The 12,510-nt window shown below is 30.4% G+C and carries 19 protein-coding genes; 8 read left to right on the top strand and 11 right to left on the bottom strand.

Features of this window, described 5'->3' with window-relative positions; all coding sequences use genetic code 11:
• From ACJAX4_RS17005 to ACJAX4_RS16970, 8 genes are all read right to left on the bottom strand, one after another.
• A partial coding sequence (locus ACJAX4_RS17005; protein WP_435790643.1) for a phage replisome organizer N-terminal domain-containing protein occupies window positions 1–764 on the bottom strand: 764 nt, incomplete at its 3' end.
• Between the two features lie 28 nt (window positions 765–792).
• On the bottom strand, window positions 793–930 hold the full coding sequence (locus tag ACJAX4_RS17000; protein ID WP_435790642.1) for a hypothetical protein: 138 nt from the start codon (window positions 928–930) through the stop codon (window positions 793–795).
• A gap of 13 nt (window positions 931–943) precedes the next feature.
• Window positions 944–1,129, bottom strand: coding sequence for a hypothetical protein (locus ACJAX4_RS16995; RefSeq protein WP_435790641.1), 186 nt, complete (start codon window positions 1,127–1,129; stop codon window positions 944–946).
• A 58-nt stretch (window positions 1,130–1,187) separates the two neighbouring features.
• Window positions 1,188–1,946: a phage antirepressor KilAC domain-containing protein gene (locus ACJAX4_RS16990; protein ID WP_435790640.1), complete on the bottom strand. Its 759-nt coding sequence runs from the start codon at window positions 1,944–1,946 to the stop codon at window positions 1,188–1,190.
• Window positions 1,947–1,982: 36 nt separating this feature from the next.
• Window positions 1,983–2,210: a zinc-ribbon domain-containing protein gene (locus tag ACJAX4_RS16985; RefSeq protein ID WP_435790639.1), complete on the bottom strand. Its 228-nt coding sequence runs from the start codon at window positions 2,208–2,210 to the stop codon at window positions 1,983–1,985.
• A 23-nt stretch (window positions 2,211–2,233) separates the two neighbouring features.
• A complete protein-coding gene (locus ACJAX4_RS16980) occupies window positions 2,234–2,536 on the bottom strand; it encodes a hypothetical protein (protein ID WP_435790638.1) in 303 nt (100 codons plus the stop codon).
• Window positions 2,537–2,841: 305 nt separating this feature from the next.
• On the bottom strand, window positions 2,842–3,027 hold the full coding sequence (locus ACJAX4_RS16975; protein ID WP_435790637.1) for a hypothetical protein: 186 nt from the start codon (window positions 3,025–3,027) through the stop codon (window positions 2,842–2,844).
• A gap of 168 nt (window positions 3,028–3,195) precedes the next feature.
• The gene (locus ACJAX4_RS16970) at window positions 3,196–3,411 is read right to left on the bottom strand and encodes a hypothetical protein (RefSeq protein WP_435790636.1); all 216 of its coding nucleotides are present in this window, start codon (window positions 3,409–3,411) and stop codon (window positions 3,196–3,198) included.
• A 159-nt stretch (window positions 3,412–3,570) separates the two neighbouring features.
• Here ACJAX4_RS16970 and ACJAX4_RS16965 point away from each other — a divergent pair, with 159 nt between their 5' ends.
• The 6 genes from ACJAX4_RS16965 (at window position 3,571) to ACJAX4_RS16940 (ending at window position 7,509) form a co-directional block, all read left to right on the top strand.
• Window positions 3,571–3,897 carry a helix-turn-helix domain-containing protein gene (locus ACJAX4_RS16965; protein WP_435790635.1) on the top strand — a complete coding sequence of 109 codons (327 nt, stop codon included), beginning with the start codon at window positions 3,571–3,573 and terminating at the stop codon, window positions 3,895–3,897.
• A gap of 29 nt (window positions 3,898–3,926) precedes the next feature.
• Window positions 3,927–4,382, top strand: coding sequence for an ImmA/IrrE family metallo-endopeptidase (locus ACJAX4_RS16960; protein ID WP_435790634.1), 456 nt, complete (start codon window positions 3,927–3,929; stop codon window positions 4,380–4,382).
• A gap of 36 nt (window positions 4,383–4,418) precedes the next feature.
• Window positions 4,419–6,008, top strand: coding sequence for a recombinase family protein (locus ACJAX4_RS16955; protein ID WP_435790633.1), 1,590 nt, complete (start codon window positions 4,419–4,421; stop codon window positions 6,006–6,008).
• Window positions 6,009–6,067: 59 nt separating this feature from the next.
• The gene (locus ACJAX4_RS16950; RefSeq protein WP_435790632.1) at window positions 6,068–6,244 is read left to right on the top strand and encodes a hypothetical protein; all 177 of its coding nucleotides are present in this window, start codon (window positions 6,068–6,070) and stop codon (window positions 6,242–6,244) included.
• On the top strand, window positions 6,225–7,025 hold the full coding sequence (locus ACJAX4_RS16945; RefSeq protein ID WP_435790631.1) for an ABC transporter permease: 801 nt from the start codon (window positions 6,225–6,227) through the stop codon (window positions 7,023–7,025). Before ACJAX4_RS16950 ends, ACJAX4_RS16945 begins: the two co-directional genes overlap by 20 nt.
• A 127-nt stretch (window positions 7,026–7,152) precedes the next feature.
• Window positions 7,153–7,509, top strand: a complete 357-nt coding sequence (locus ACJAX4_RS16940) for a tetratricopeptide repeat protein (RefSeq protein WP_435790630.1) — start codon at window positions 7,153–7,155, stop codon at window positions 7,507–7,509.
• Window positions 7,510–7,558: 49 nt separating this feature from the next.
• On the opposite strand, the gene ACJAX4_RS16935 is transcribed toward ACJAX4_RS16940, so the two are convergent.
• Genes ACJAX4_RS16935 through ACJAX4_RS16925 form a run of 3 tightly spaced genes read right to left on the bottom strand, consistent with a single transcriptional unit; the run spans window position 7,559 to window position 10,902 of the window.
• Window positions 7,559–8,737: a transglutaminase-like domain-containing protein gene (locus ACJAX4_RS16935; RefSeq protein ID WP_435790629.1), complete on the bottom strand. Its 1,179-nt coding sequence runs from the start codon at window positions 8,735–8,737 to the stop codon at window positions 7,559–7,561.
• A gap of 51 nt (window positions 8,738–8,788) precedes the next feature.
• Entirely contained in the window at window positions 8,789–9,649 is an 861-nt protein-coding gene (recX, locus tag ACJAX4_RS16930) for a recombination regulator RecX (protein WP_435790628.1), read from the bottom strand.
• 2 nt (window positions 9,650–9,651) lie between these two features.
• Complete coding sequence (locus ACJAX4_RS16925) at window positions 9,652–10,902, bottom strand: M16 family metallopeptidase (RefSeq protein WP_435790627.1); 1,251 nt, start codon at window positions 10,900–10,902, stop codon at window positions 9,652–9,654.
• A gap of 363 nt (window positions 10,903–11,265) precedes the next feature.
• On the opposite strand from ACJAX4_RS16925, the gene ACJAX4_RS16920 reads away from it, so the two are divergent.
• Together ACJAX4_RS16920 and ACJAX4_RS16915 are read left to right on the top strand one after the other, a co-directional pair.
• Window positions 11,266–11,790: a QueT transporter family protein gene (locus ACJAX4_RS16920; RefSeq protein ID WP_435790626.1), complete on the top strand. Its 525-nt coding sequence runs from the start codon at window positions 11,266–11,268 to the stop codon at window positions 11,788–11,790.
• Window positions 11,791–11,898: 108 nt separating this feature from the next.
• Window positions 11,899–12,510, top strand: a 612-nt coding sequence (locus ACJAX4_RS16915; protein WP_435790625.1) for a DEAD/DEAH box helicase, incomplete at its 3' end; no start/stop codon positions are given.

Raw genomic sequence — 12,510 nt, 5'->3', positions numbered from 1 at the left:
TCAACAAATTGATTTTTGTTTTTGCCATAAATAGTTGGATTGCCTTTATATTTCTCCTCTTTAATTGCAAATATCCCTTTCCACCCATTCATTATGCTCTGTTCGAGAATACTTATCTTTTTATTATCATCATTAGCTAACGTATTTAATTTAATTAATAACTTTTTTAATGCAAAATCTGTAGGTGTTGATTTATTTGCTTTTCTCATTTTAATAAATTCTATTATCGTATTTCTTAAATCTACATTATCTGTATAATCAGCTATTACTAAATCAAATCCTTTTTTTGTTGTTGTTTTCTTTTTATCTATATCTATCTCTATCTCTATCTCTTCTCTCTTATCTCTTATCTCTGTGTTACAGTTCTGTACAGTTGTGTTACAAAGTAACGCTTTGCCCTTGTCTCTAAACTTCCTAACCCTTTCTGCTCCTTGTGTTTCGTTCCCTATACTATTTATGGTTTGCAACAAAATATATTCATTTTCTGCAACTTCTTCAAGTAATCCGCATTTTTGCAAATATAGAATAGTTACTTTTACATTTTCCGATTCTTCATCCAATTCAAGGGCCATTTCCTCAGAAAAACTATCTTCTAAATTTGTAAATACTAACTTACCTTCATCCTTTAAACTCAATAATTGTAATTTTAAATAGATAATTGTATAGGTATCTCCACCTGCTATTTTTCTAAGTTTTTTCATTTCCTTATCTTTAAAAAAACCATCTTTTAATTTAAGCCAGTAATATTTTTTATTATCACTCATGTAGTTTCACCCGCTTTATGTTATAATGTTATTGGATTATTTCATTTGGACCCTCTGTAAAGGGTTCTTCTTTTGTTTTATTGTAAAGTGACACCTTTCTTATAGCTTCTGAGACTGAGTACCCATCAAAGTATAATTTAACTATCTTTTGCAGTTTTTCTTCCACTATTCCACCCTCTCTATGCACATTTTTTTAGTACTTCTGTAGCTTTAATTGCGATATCTAAAACATACCCTAGGCTTGTATATTTCTTAAAGTTAATTCTATTAAATTTAATATCATCTGTTGCTATTTCCATTATTATTGCAAACTCTGCATCTGAAATAGATTGTCCAACCATTTGCTCTATGATTTTCTTTGACATTCTCTTACCTCCTCAAAAATATTTGTTTGACCTTTTAATTCAACTCTTTTAATTATTACTAATTCAGCTCCTTAAATTTATTTACAAAGTATACTTGACCTTTGCCAGTTACCTTGGAAGTCCTAGATATACTTACATGTCCATCACTATGAACAATTGATGTTTCTTTAACATGAAACAGATCTAGTTGCATCGACCTTTGAGTTGGCATATTATAATCCGTTCCTTTTCTTCTTATTAAGTAGCCTTCTTTTCTTAGCCTTTCAAAGAGTCTATTTGCTCCAACATCAATGCCATTTTGTTTTAGTATCTTTGCTAAGTCGCCTACTAAAATTGAAGTGTGTGAAGCTGTTACCGCTTCTGCAAATATTACCTTAGGTTGTTGCAATGTTAACTGCTTATCCTTTACAGTATTTTCAAGTTTCAAATATTCAATTTTTTTGCTTGCAAATTCTAAGGCTCTTTTCATAATCATTTCAGGACTATTCCATGCTTTTTCTACTTGGATGAAATATTGTCTAGCTTGTTTACCTTTTCCATTTCTTTGAATCATAGCAATTTCTTTTGCCATATCTAGTTTAATTACATGATCCACACTTTCTTGTTCTCCTCCAAGGGTAGGACATTTTTGGGACACCCTTATATAATCTTGATTTTCAGAAAATCCATACTCCACCATTCTAGAAAACCATTTTCTATATTCAGTTCCTATCTGTAAAAACTCATGTAGTTGTCTGCCACTTACTATTACCTCGCCAGTTTCATTTTCACTTACTGGAATTAACTGCTCATTCTTAAATACCTGTAAATTACTCAATTGCTTGTCCTCCTTAAAATCTTGTTTGATTATTAATTATTTCATAGGTAACCTAAGACCTGGACACTTTGCAGAACCACAGTTATATGATTGATCTTTCTTAACCCAACAATTAGTACAGTTTTCTTTTATTTTCTTTCCACAGTGTCGGCAAAAATTCGCATTATTTCTATTGCCTTTCCCACAGTTAGGACAATTCTCATTATTTTGTTGCTCTTGAACTTGTACTTCTCGATCAATTTCTTTTTTGTTTAATTTATTCATGCTTGTCCTCCTTTTTAAATTTATTACCCTACTGAGCCACCATCGTACAAAAAACTATATCTTTCACCATAATGAAGAGTGAATTTTCCAGATTCTCTTTTTATTCTCGTAGGCCTTATTCCCTCTCTTGCTTCAAGTCCATGACCGTTTAAAAACCTACAAATTAGTCGTTCAGCTTTTACTTTATCCCCATCGGATAGTGCTTTAAATCCTCTTATCGTCCTAAAATCATAGCCTAATACCTTTTTAACCTCTAAGGCGTTTTCAAATTGATAATCTTTGATTTCTGATTTTATATACTTATTTGCGATTTTGTTATAATCCATAATTTTTACTTTCCTCCTTAAATTTATTTCCCGTTGTTGGGGACTTTTACACCATTGCGATGTAATTTAGTTGTAATAATTTAGATGTGAATTGAATATTATATTTTAAGAAGTGTTTATATTTTTGTAGCAATAAAGCTTTTATAAAAGGCTGTTAAGCCCTTTAAAGGATCTTGCATATACTCGACCCTTCTGTGAATACTATTTGGACCCCAATTATTACATCAGTGGGAAATTTATAGAGGTTTATTGCTGCGACCTTTTCCCCGAGTATTCAACGACTGTGCCAACCATGTTTTTCCTCCTTATATTTGCGCGTTCTCTACAGTGTTCTTCTTAATGCAGTCATTTTTAACACTAGATTCCTCCCATGGCATTGGGATACCTTTAGCTATTCTGTTTTCATAAATTTCTATAATCATCTTGGTAAAATTTTTACTCAACCTCTCCGGATGTAAAACCACTACTTCTATTTTTTTTCTCTTTTTCATAATGTCCCCCTAATTAATTACTTACTTTATATTATGTTGACTTCTGACTAATAGTGCATGCAACCTCTTTAGTAGCTTGATTATTCATAAATATATTTATAAAATAAACCTGACTTTTGCCAGTTATTTTCGATGTCTTTTTTCATCCACTTTTATCATCTCTTTTCTTTAATTAAGTATTTTTGTTACATTAGTTTTGAACAAATATTCAAGATCAAGATTTATAAAAAAAGTATTCCTAATCTTCAAAGTATCCAGCCAAGATATTTTAGTTACTCCATTGATGTAGTTTCTTGCAGTTTTTTCACTCACCCCTAAGCATGAAGCTATGTCTTGCCTAGTTATTCTTTGTCTACTCATCTCAGCTAAAAGGTTTCTAAACATTTAATCGCCACCTCCTCATCCGTCAACGGTTATCTTATTTTCATATTATACCCATTAACGGTTAATGTCAACCCTATTTGTATTTTTTTCTTCCGTTAACGGTAAAATACATATTGACAAACGGTAAAATATTACCTATATTAAAGAGGGGTGATATTAATGGGACTAGAAAAAATTAGTGAATTAAAAAAGACGAAGGGGCTAACATCTGAGCAACTATCTAATAAATCTGGAGTTCCTCTTGGCACTTTAAATAAAATTTTAAATGGCACAACAAAAGATCCTAAACTTGAAACTTTAAAAGCTCTTGCTAGAGTATTGGGGTGTAAATTAGACGACTTCGATGATTCTAAATCTAATAAAAAAGAAGCTATAAACCAACTTGAAACTATAGCAGCCCATTTTGATGGTGATGAATTTACAGAAGATGATAAGGATGATATAGAGAACTTCATAAAATATGTTCTTTCAAAAAAGAATAAATAATATTTTTACTAATGATTTGGGGGGATTTGATGTACGAAGAATTAGTAAATGAAGCACAAGAAAACGGGGTAGACGTTATAGAAATGAGTTTCAACGGAAATTTAAAAGGGTTGTATAGTGAAAATACTATAGCTATCAATTCCAAATTGAAAACGAATAAAGAAAAGAATTGTGTGCTTGCTGAAGAATTAGGTCATCACCACACATCTTTTGGAGATATACTAAATATTAAGGATGTTAGAAATATCAAACAAGAAAAAATTGCCCGCAATTGGGGCTATGAAAAACTAGTCGGTGTACTTGATATTATTAACTCATATAAAAATGGTGCAAAAAATAGGCTTGATATGGCAGAGCACCTGAATGTAACTGAAGAATTTTTAGAAGCGGCAATTGCGCATTATAAAGAAAAGTATGGATTATATTATGAAATAGACCATTACATAATATACTTTGATCCACTAGGAGTATTACAAATGTTCTAAATTATAAATAGTAAATTAGTAAAAGGATGTGAGAAATTGAAAATAGCGATTTACTCAAGAAAATCTAAATTTACTGGTAAAGGCGAATCTATAGATAATCAAATCCAACTATGTAAAGAATACGTAAACAATCATTTTACGAATTATGAACTAGTGTTTTATGAGGACGAAGGCTTTAGCGGTGGGAATATAGATAGGCCAAAGTATAAAATATTATTAAATGACATTAAAAAGAAAAATATTGATGCATTAGTCTGTTATAGGCTTGATAGAATTAGTAGAAATGTAGCCGATTTTTCAAATGTGCTAGAACTGTTGGAGAAAAATAATATTACATTTGTTAGTATACGAGAGCAATTTGACACATCCAGTCCTATGGGAAAAGCTATGATATATATCGCATCAGTATTTGCACAACTGGAGCGTGAAACTATAGCCGAACGTGTAAGAGATAATATGATGGAACTTGCGAAAACTGGTCGTTGGTTAGGTGGTAAAACTCCAACGGGGTTTAAGAGTAAAAAAGTAACTTCTGCTGCAAGTGGTAAAGAAAAAAGTTTATATATTTTAGAATCAGTAGAGGAAGAGCAAATAATAGTAAAGTTGATCTATGAGAAATATCTAGAATTTGAAAGTCTTAATAGAGTAGAATCCTTTCTTTTAAATTCATTTACTAAAACTAAGTATGGGAACAAATACGATATGAGCACAATTAGAAAGCTCCTATCTAATCCAGTATACTGTATAGGTGACGAATTACTATATGATTACTGCTTTAATAATAATATGGTAGTAGTTAACCCTAGAAATGAATTTGATGGCTCCAGGGCTGTTATAAGTTATAATAAGAATGATGGTAAGATTAAGAAAGCAAGGGAAATGGATAAATGGATTATTGCATTAGGACATCATAAAGGTTTTATATCTAGTAAAGTATGGGTACAAGCTCAAAATATTCTACTAAAAAACTTTGATAAAAGTCCTCGTACCGGCACTGGAAGAGTTGCATTATTGTCTACGCTTTTAAGGTGTGGCAATTGTGGTTCTAGGATGCGGATTACTGGCAAATATGCTGATGGCGAACTAAAACATTATTATTATAAATGCAGACTTAAAAATGACAGTAAAGGGCAACAATGTACTATGCCTAATCTTCATGGAAGGGATTCCGAAAAGTTTGTCTTTGAAAATCTTAAAAAGATTTATTTGAATGAAGTGGATTCAAAATCAAAATACGAAAAAAGAGATAAATTAGATATAAAAAGTATATTAAAAGAAAAAGATACCATTATAAAAGAAATTGCAAAAAAAGAAATACACATTAATAAACTGACTACAAGCCTCATGGAAAATGAGAATAGTTCAGCTAATAAATATATAATAACTCAAATAGAAATCTTAGATGAAGACATCAATCCCCTAAAAGCACGATTGAATGAGCTTGATCAAAAGAAAGAGAATAATTTAATTAATAAAATGAATTATGAATTATATTTACAAAACTTAAAGACATTATCTACTGATATTGATCATTTAGGATTTGAAGAAAAAAAGAAATTATTAAATGGCGTGATAAAAGAAATAGTATGGAATGGTGAAAAATTATTAATAGAACCACTAGAATAGGCTACTTTCGGGTAGTCTTTTTTAGTTGTCATTTGTGTGATATTGCAGAAGCAATTTCTATGTCAGATGAAATTATTGTACTATCAAGCCGCCCTGCTGTAATTATTAAGGACATCGCTCTTAGTTTTGAAGAAAAATTTTCTTGCCCACTAAAACGTAGAGAAGCTCCAAATTTTGGGGTTTATTTCAATGAAATTTGGAAGGAGCTGAATACTAATGCTGATACAAAGCGATGAACACAAAAACTATCTCAAAAGCATAAAAATGCGTAAGTACTATATTGTTTTTACAAGAATTCTTATACTAATTGTTTTTTTCGGTCTTTGGGAAATAGCTGGACGGCTTAATATAATTGATTCTTTCCTTACAAGCACTCCTACGAAAATGTATAAATCATTTTTGCAAATATATGCTGAAGGTACACTCCTAACTGCTATTTCCATAACCTGTTTTGAAACTATAATAGGTTTTTTACTTGGAACAATCTTAGGTGCCATAATTGCAATACTACTATGGTGGTCCGATTTCGTTTCAAAAGTAATGGACCCATACCTAATAGTATTGAATGCACTACCTAAGGTAGCTCTTGCACCTATTATTATATTTTGGGTAGGTAACGGAATAAAAGCAATAATAGTAATTGCTCTTTTAATATCCGTTGTTGTAACTATAATAAGCATATTGAATGGTTTTAGAGAGGTAGATGAAGATAAAATCAAACTTTTAAAAACTTTCGGAGCTACTAAACTCCAAATATTGATTAATTTAATTATTCCTGCCTCCATTCCCACCCTCATTTCAGCACTTAAAATTAACGTAGGACTCTCATGGGTAGGGGTTATAATGGGTGAATTCTTAGTGGCTAAAAACGGTCTAGGATTCCTTATAATCTTTGGCGGTCAAATTTCCCAACTAGATATGGTAATGATGAGTATAGTAATACTTTCTATCTTAGCTTACCTAATGTATGAAATGGTTTCGTTTGTAGAAAGAAAATTTGTAAACAAAACTAAATAATATTTGTTAAAGTGAATATTATTAAATACCTTGGGCAGTATTTAAATGTAATAATAGTTATAAAATGTAAATATATTTATCTAAAAACATTTATATAACTCTTTAGAGATTTATAAGGAGGATACTTATGGATTATTTTCAAAAGGCTAACGATATATACAACACTAAGGATTACACCAAAGCGATCACACTATATAAAAAAGCTGCCGAAATGAAAGATAACGAGGCTGGTGCACTTTATAATAGTGCTGTATGTTTTATTCACTTAAAAGAATTTGAAAAAGCAATCCCAATATTTCATCACGCTATCTCTTTACGCAGGGAAAGTAAATTTTTTTTTAACTTAGCTTATTGCTATGCCATGTGTCTTAACAAGCCAAAAGCATTATATTACTTTAATACTGCTTGGTCATTAAATAATGATGATGATGATTGCGAAAAAGCAATTAATTTATTATTGAAAAGCTATAGAATAGCCCCCTAATACATTAGGAGGCTATTCTATATTAATTTATTATTATAAAATGTATTTTCTACCATTCACCAGCTATAGTGTCCTCTTTATGATCGATATCAAATCTTTTACTATCAAAATAGTCCCCACCAATTAAAAATGTAGGATCTACATTAACCCATATGTTTTCATCCTCAATGTACACTTGATTCCATGCATGACTAACCCAATTACTTCCATTGAATCCCTGACCAGTTATAATCCTCACCTTTATATTATTAGCCTTACTCATTGCTGCAAAAAGGCAAGCATAATCAAAACATATTCCATTTCTTGAGTAAAAAGTTGGAATGGCCCCGGATTTAACTCTTAAATCGTTATTTAATACTCTAGTTGCTTTTTCATCATCATAAACTATTTCACTACCAACCCATTTATATATAAGTTTTGCCTTTTCTCTCGTTCCAGTTTTACCGAGGGTAAGATCCACCCCAAACTTATCAATTTCTTCATTAGACTTAATCCCTTGCTCAAGGGTAACTCCATTGTAATAAGTTATAACCTTTGAACTCTTTTGCGTATTACCGGGTAGATTATTCTCTGATCCATCGGCTTGTTTTACGACAATTTTAAATGAATCATTAACAATATTAGGCAGTTTTTTTGCAAGTTTTGAATTAGTAAGTGGAATAACTACTTGTTTGGATATATAATTATATAATCGTGATTCTTCCAAATATTTATTATATGTATCAGTTATCTTAATAAGAGATAAAAAATTCAATATAAAAGTAATAACTATTACATAGCATATTGCTTTAGGAACTTGAAATATTGCGCCCATCAGTCTTTTAATAAAGATACTTTTATATTTTAGTTTATTCTCTATAGTATCAAATAGTGGATAAAATGTAATACGACTGATAAGATGAATTACAGAACTTATTATGCTATATAATATTAGTACAAATACTGGCATAAATAACACATAGATAATTAATGGTTTACTACTAATAAACTCCACAGCTCGCGGTGGTATAGCATTATATATTTTTTCATACATGCCCTCATTATGTTCAATAAAAATTTTTTTGGTATAATAAATGCCTAAACATAATGAAGCTAAAAAAGAAACGCTACCAAAAATCCCCTGAATCGATTCTTTTAAATCCTGAGATGAAAATTTGAATATAAACCCTTGAATTATCGGGTACATAAATAGCAACAATAAAATTAAAGTTAGTGGCTCCTTAAACAATTCTATCACCTGCTTTCATTTTTCAAAGTGTAATCGTGTATTTGTAATACACTACTCTTCGTAACCATCATTAATCAAATCTCTTAATACTTTTTTAATTACATCCCACTTGAATCCTCTTCTTAAAAGATAGTCTCCGAGCTTTTTATATAACTTTATTTTTTCGGACTCCGACTTGATTAATATGCGGTATCTTTTGCTAGCCAGTTCATATGATTTACGGTAACTTTCTTCATAAGTATCCTCAGATATCACTTCTAAATCCTGTGACTCATTCACGTTGCCTGTTTTAATGACTTTATTCAAAACTTCATTTACTATTTCAAAATCAAATCCATTCCGAACTAAATAATCCGCTATTTTTTTATAAAGTTTTCTTGTATCCTTTTCGTTCTTATATAATATAGCAAATTTTTTCTCGCCCAATTTCAAAGCTATTAGGCTCTGCTGCTCACTTGTTATTGCATCAAGTCCTTCCTCAATTAACTCTTCTGGAAGACCTTTTTTAATTAATGTAAACTTAATTTTGTTTTTACCACTGGACCTTACTTTCTCTTTTATAAAAAGTTCTACAAACCTTTTATCATCTATAAATTCATACTCCTTTAAAAACTGCATTACTCTACCTATTGTTTTAACATCAAATTCTTTTAACTTTAGTTTATCAACAACTTGTTTAGCTGACTTAAAGCTACTTTCTAAAAAATGGAGCGAAGCATTTTTTGCCTTTATATAATTATCTTCATTAACTATACTTTCTATGTTCTCTTTGTCAATGGGTTCTCCCTTTGTGATTCTATATCTATATACAAGACCAGCATCACAAGCGAAGGCAAAATCACCATCCATATATACGTTGACTCTATCCTTATTTTTCTTTTGCATTTCAATTTTTGTTATAATGTTACTCAATTCTAACCTCTCTTTTCTGGTAAGAATACATGAATTGTTGGCTTTTGTAATACTTTTCTAGCAATATTATATAAATCTTCACTTTTAATATTGTCCATATTCTCCATATCCAAAACAAACTGATATATGTCTTCATTATCCATAGCCTGATGAATTACATAATTACCAAGATCCGTAGAATCTTCCAAAGTTGATGCTATAGCTGTTTTTAATATCTTTTTCATAAGTGATATCGTATTGTCATCAAAAATTATTTTTTCACTTCCAATATCTAAAATGGCATTGTCAATTACGCTAATTGCTTCATCTACATTTTCTTCCGACACCGCTGTATAAATATATAATGATTTAACATTATTTGAAGTATCCAAATTAGTGTAAACATCATAAGACAACCCTCGTTGTTCTCTAAGTTCTCTAAATAATATAGAATTAGAACTTTCTCCAAATTTATGGTTTAGTATTCTAAGTGCTAATTCTTCATCATTGGATAATCCGTTGAAGGTATATAAGTAAAGTATAGTGCTTTGCTCTATCTCTTTTTTATATGAAATTTCCTTTACGAATTGCTGATGTTCGTACACTATTTTTTTCTTTTGAAATTCCCTCTTAGACCAGCTACCAAAATGCTCCTCCACCATAGTTATTATGTCCTCATGTTCATATGGGGATACAATTGATATAAAAGAATTATTAGGTAAATAATATTTCTTATAAAAATTAACAAGTTGTTCACTTGTAATCTTTTTTATAATATTTTCATTACCGATAGTATCTTCCCTAAGCGGACTATATTTAAATGCAATTTCATTAACTTTCTTGAAGCTTAAATCTTCAATATCATCCTTGCTTGTTCTAATTTCAGCTAATATAACTCCTCTTTCCTTTTCAATTTCATCACTTGGAAAAGTTGAGTTTAAAATCATATCCCCAAGAAGCATTACTGCATTCTTTAATTCTTCACCTAAAATCGTAGCACTATATACTGTACAGTTAAAATCCGTATACGCATTATATTCTCCACCTAAGTTTTCTAAATCGCTGTTTAGCTTTTCATTACTTCTAATTTTAGTTCCTTTAAAAAGCATGTGCTCAATAAAGTGTGCTATTCCCTTTTCTTTTTTTTCTTCAGAAAGGGACCCTATATTAATTCCAACATGTACTGCTGCAATTTGACTATCTTTTTTAATAGTAATAAGTTTAATTCCATTACTTAATTCTGTTTGTCTAGTATTAAAATTTTCTTTAATCATCATATTCTCCTTTAACCTAAAACTGTGTCATTATAACTTTTCAAATAATTCTAACAGTAAAAAATATATACAATAAACTATATCATACTTTTTATCCTTTTATACTATTTTATTATGGAATATTCCTTTAATTTATATTTGCGTCTTCTTTGGTACAAGCCCCTATATAATGTAAAATAATTCAAAGAACATTATAGTGCCGCTACCCTTTTTTATAAAAATCGTTGCTTTAGTAAGCTAGAGATGTAATAATATAAATTTATTTGACTAATGCTAAAATATATAGTAGAATTAAAGTTCGGTCGAATACTCATAGACAGTTCGTAACCATCCTGTCTGAAAACAAAACTACGGAGGCACAAAATGAATATTAAAATAAATGAAGGAACTACGTCTGTAAAAACAAGAAAAATAGTTTTTGCAGGAATGGTGGCTGCTATTTATGCAGCTTTAACTCTAAGCTTATCGTTTTTCAGCTTTGGAGTTATTCAATATCGTATTGCTGAAGGACTTACTATCTTACCTTACTTTGCATCCTTTTCAATTCCAGGGCTAGTAATAGGTTGTATAGTTTCTAATGTCATGAGTCCAGTAGGTATTATGGATATGATCTTCGGTTCCCTTGCAACGTTTATAGCCGCAATCTCAACTTACTATATTGGTAAAAGCAAACTTAAGTTTAAAAGAATACTTGCTCCATTACCGGCTGTAGTAGTTAATGCCGTTATTATTGGCATACTGTTAAAGCTTTTATACGTTAAAGACATGCCCCTTTTTATTTGTATTTTACAAGTTGGATGGGGACAATTAGTCTGCTGTTATGGAATTGGATTACCTCTTATTTATGTTATTGAAAAGAACCCAATTTTAAGGAATTTTTTGAAATAATTATTAAAAAGCAATATAGATTTGCTTTTTAGTTTAATATTCGCTATTTGCATATACTTATTAATATGAGATGTATTTGATACTTTATGAAAAGAAAGAGGAATTATAATGACTAAAAATGAAACTAAAAAAATGAACTTTGATGAACTAGGATTAAATGAATCCGTACTACACGCTATACAAGATTTGAAATTCGAACACCCATCTGACATCCAACAAAAAGCTATTCCGGTTGTATTAGACGGTTTTGATATTATAGGTCAGGCACAAACAGGAACTGGTAAAACATTAGCATTTGGTGCACCCATTTTAAGCAGAATGGAAAAGGGTAACGGAAAAATTCAAGCAATAATAATGTCTCCAACAAGAGAACTTGCTGTGCAAGTTTCTGAAGAACTTCAACGTATTGCAAAACATGAAAGAATTAAGATATTACCAATATATGGTGGTCAATCTATTGACAGACAAATTTCTGCTTTAAAAAGAGGAGTAGATATTGTTGTTGGAACTCCTGGAAGACTCCTTGACCATATTAGAAAAGGCACTTTAAAACTTGCTAATGCTAAGTTTCTTGTTTTAGATGAAGCTGACGAAATGTTAAACATGGGCTTTATAGAAGATATCGAAAGTATTATAAGTAACTTAAGTGAAGATAGACAGACTTTACTTTTCTCAGCTACTATGCCAAGGGCTATTAAAATATTGTCAAAAAAATATATG

This window comes from Clostridium sp. (assembly GCF_051278035.1).
Taxonomy (GTDB): domain Bacteria; phylum Bacillota; class Clostridia; order Clostridiales; family Clostridiaceae; genus Clostridium_AD.
Note: the sequence above shows the minus strand (reverse complement) of the source record. Positions and strands in the feature narration are given on the sequence as shown.

What these genes read in the sequence shown, in the direction of transcription:
- ACJAX4_RS16995 (WP_435790641.1), bottom strand. Translation starts at nt 1,129, where the DNA reads ATGTCAAAGAAAATCATAGAGCAAATGGTTGGACAATCTATTTCAGAT.
- ACJAX4_RS16985 (WP_435790639.1), bottom strand. Translation starts at nt 2,210, where the DNA reads ATGAATAAATTAAACAAAAAAGAAATTGATCGAGAAGTACAAGTTCAA.
- ACJAX4_RS16980 (WP_435790638.1), bottom strand. Translation starts at nt 2,536, where the DNA reads ATGGATTATAACAAAATCGCAAATAAGTATATAAAATCAGAAATCAAA.
- ACJAX4_RS16975 (WP_435790637.1), bottom strand. Translation starts at nt 3,027, where the DNA reads ATGAAAAAGAGAAAAAAAATAGAAGTAGTGGTTTTACATCCGGAGAGG.
- ACJAX4_RS16970 (WP_435790636.1), bottom strand. Translation starts at nt 3,411, where the DNA reads ATGTTTAGAAACCTTTTAGCTGAGATGAGTAGACAAAGAATAACTAGG.
- ACJAX4_RS16965 (WP_435790635.1), top strand. Translation starts at nt 3,571, where the DNA reads ATGGGACTAGAAAAAATTAGTGAATTAAAAAAGACGAAGGGGCTAACA.
- ACJAX4_RS16960 (WP_435790634.1), top strand. Translation starts at nt 3,927, where the DNA reads ATGTACGAAGAATTAGTAAATGAAGCACAAGAAAACGGGGTAGACGTT.
- ACJAX4_RS16950 (WP_435790632.1), top strand. Translation starts at nt 6,068, where the DNA reads ATGTCAGATGAAATTATTGTACTATCAAGCCGCCCTGCTGTAATTATT.
- ACJAX4_RS16945 (WP_435790631.1), top strand. Translation starts at nt 6,225, where the DNA reads ATGCTGATACAAAGCGATGAACACAAAAACTATCTCAAAAGCATAAAA.
- ACJAX4_RS16940 (WP_435790630.1), top strand. Translation starts at nt 7,153, where the DNA reads ATGGATTATTTTCAAAAGGCTAACGATATATACAACACTAAGGATTAC.
- ACJAX4_RS16925 (WP_435790627.1), bottom strand. Translation starts at nt 10,902, where the DNA reads ATGATTAAAGAAAATTTTAATACTAGACAAACAGAATTAAGTAATGGA.
- ACJAX4_RS16920 (WP_435790626.1), top strand. Translation starts at nt 11,266, where the DNA reads ATGAATATTAAAATAAATGAAGGAACTACGTCTGTAAAAACAAGAAAA.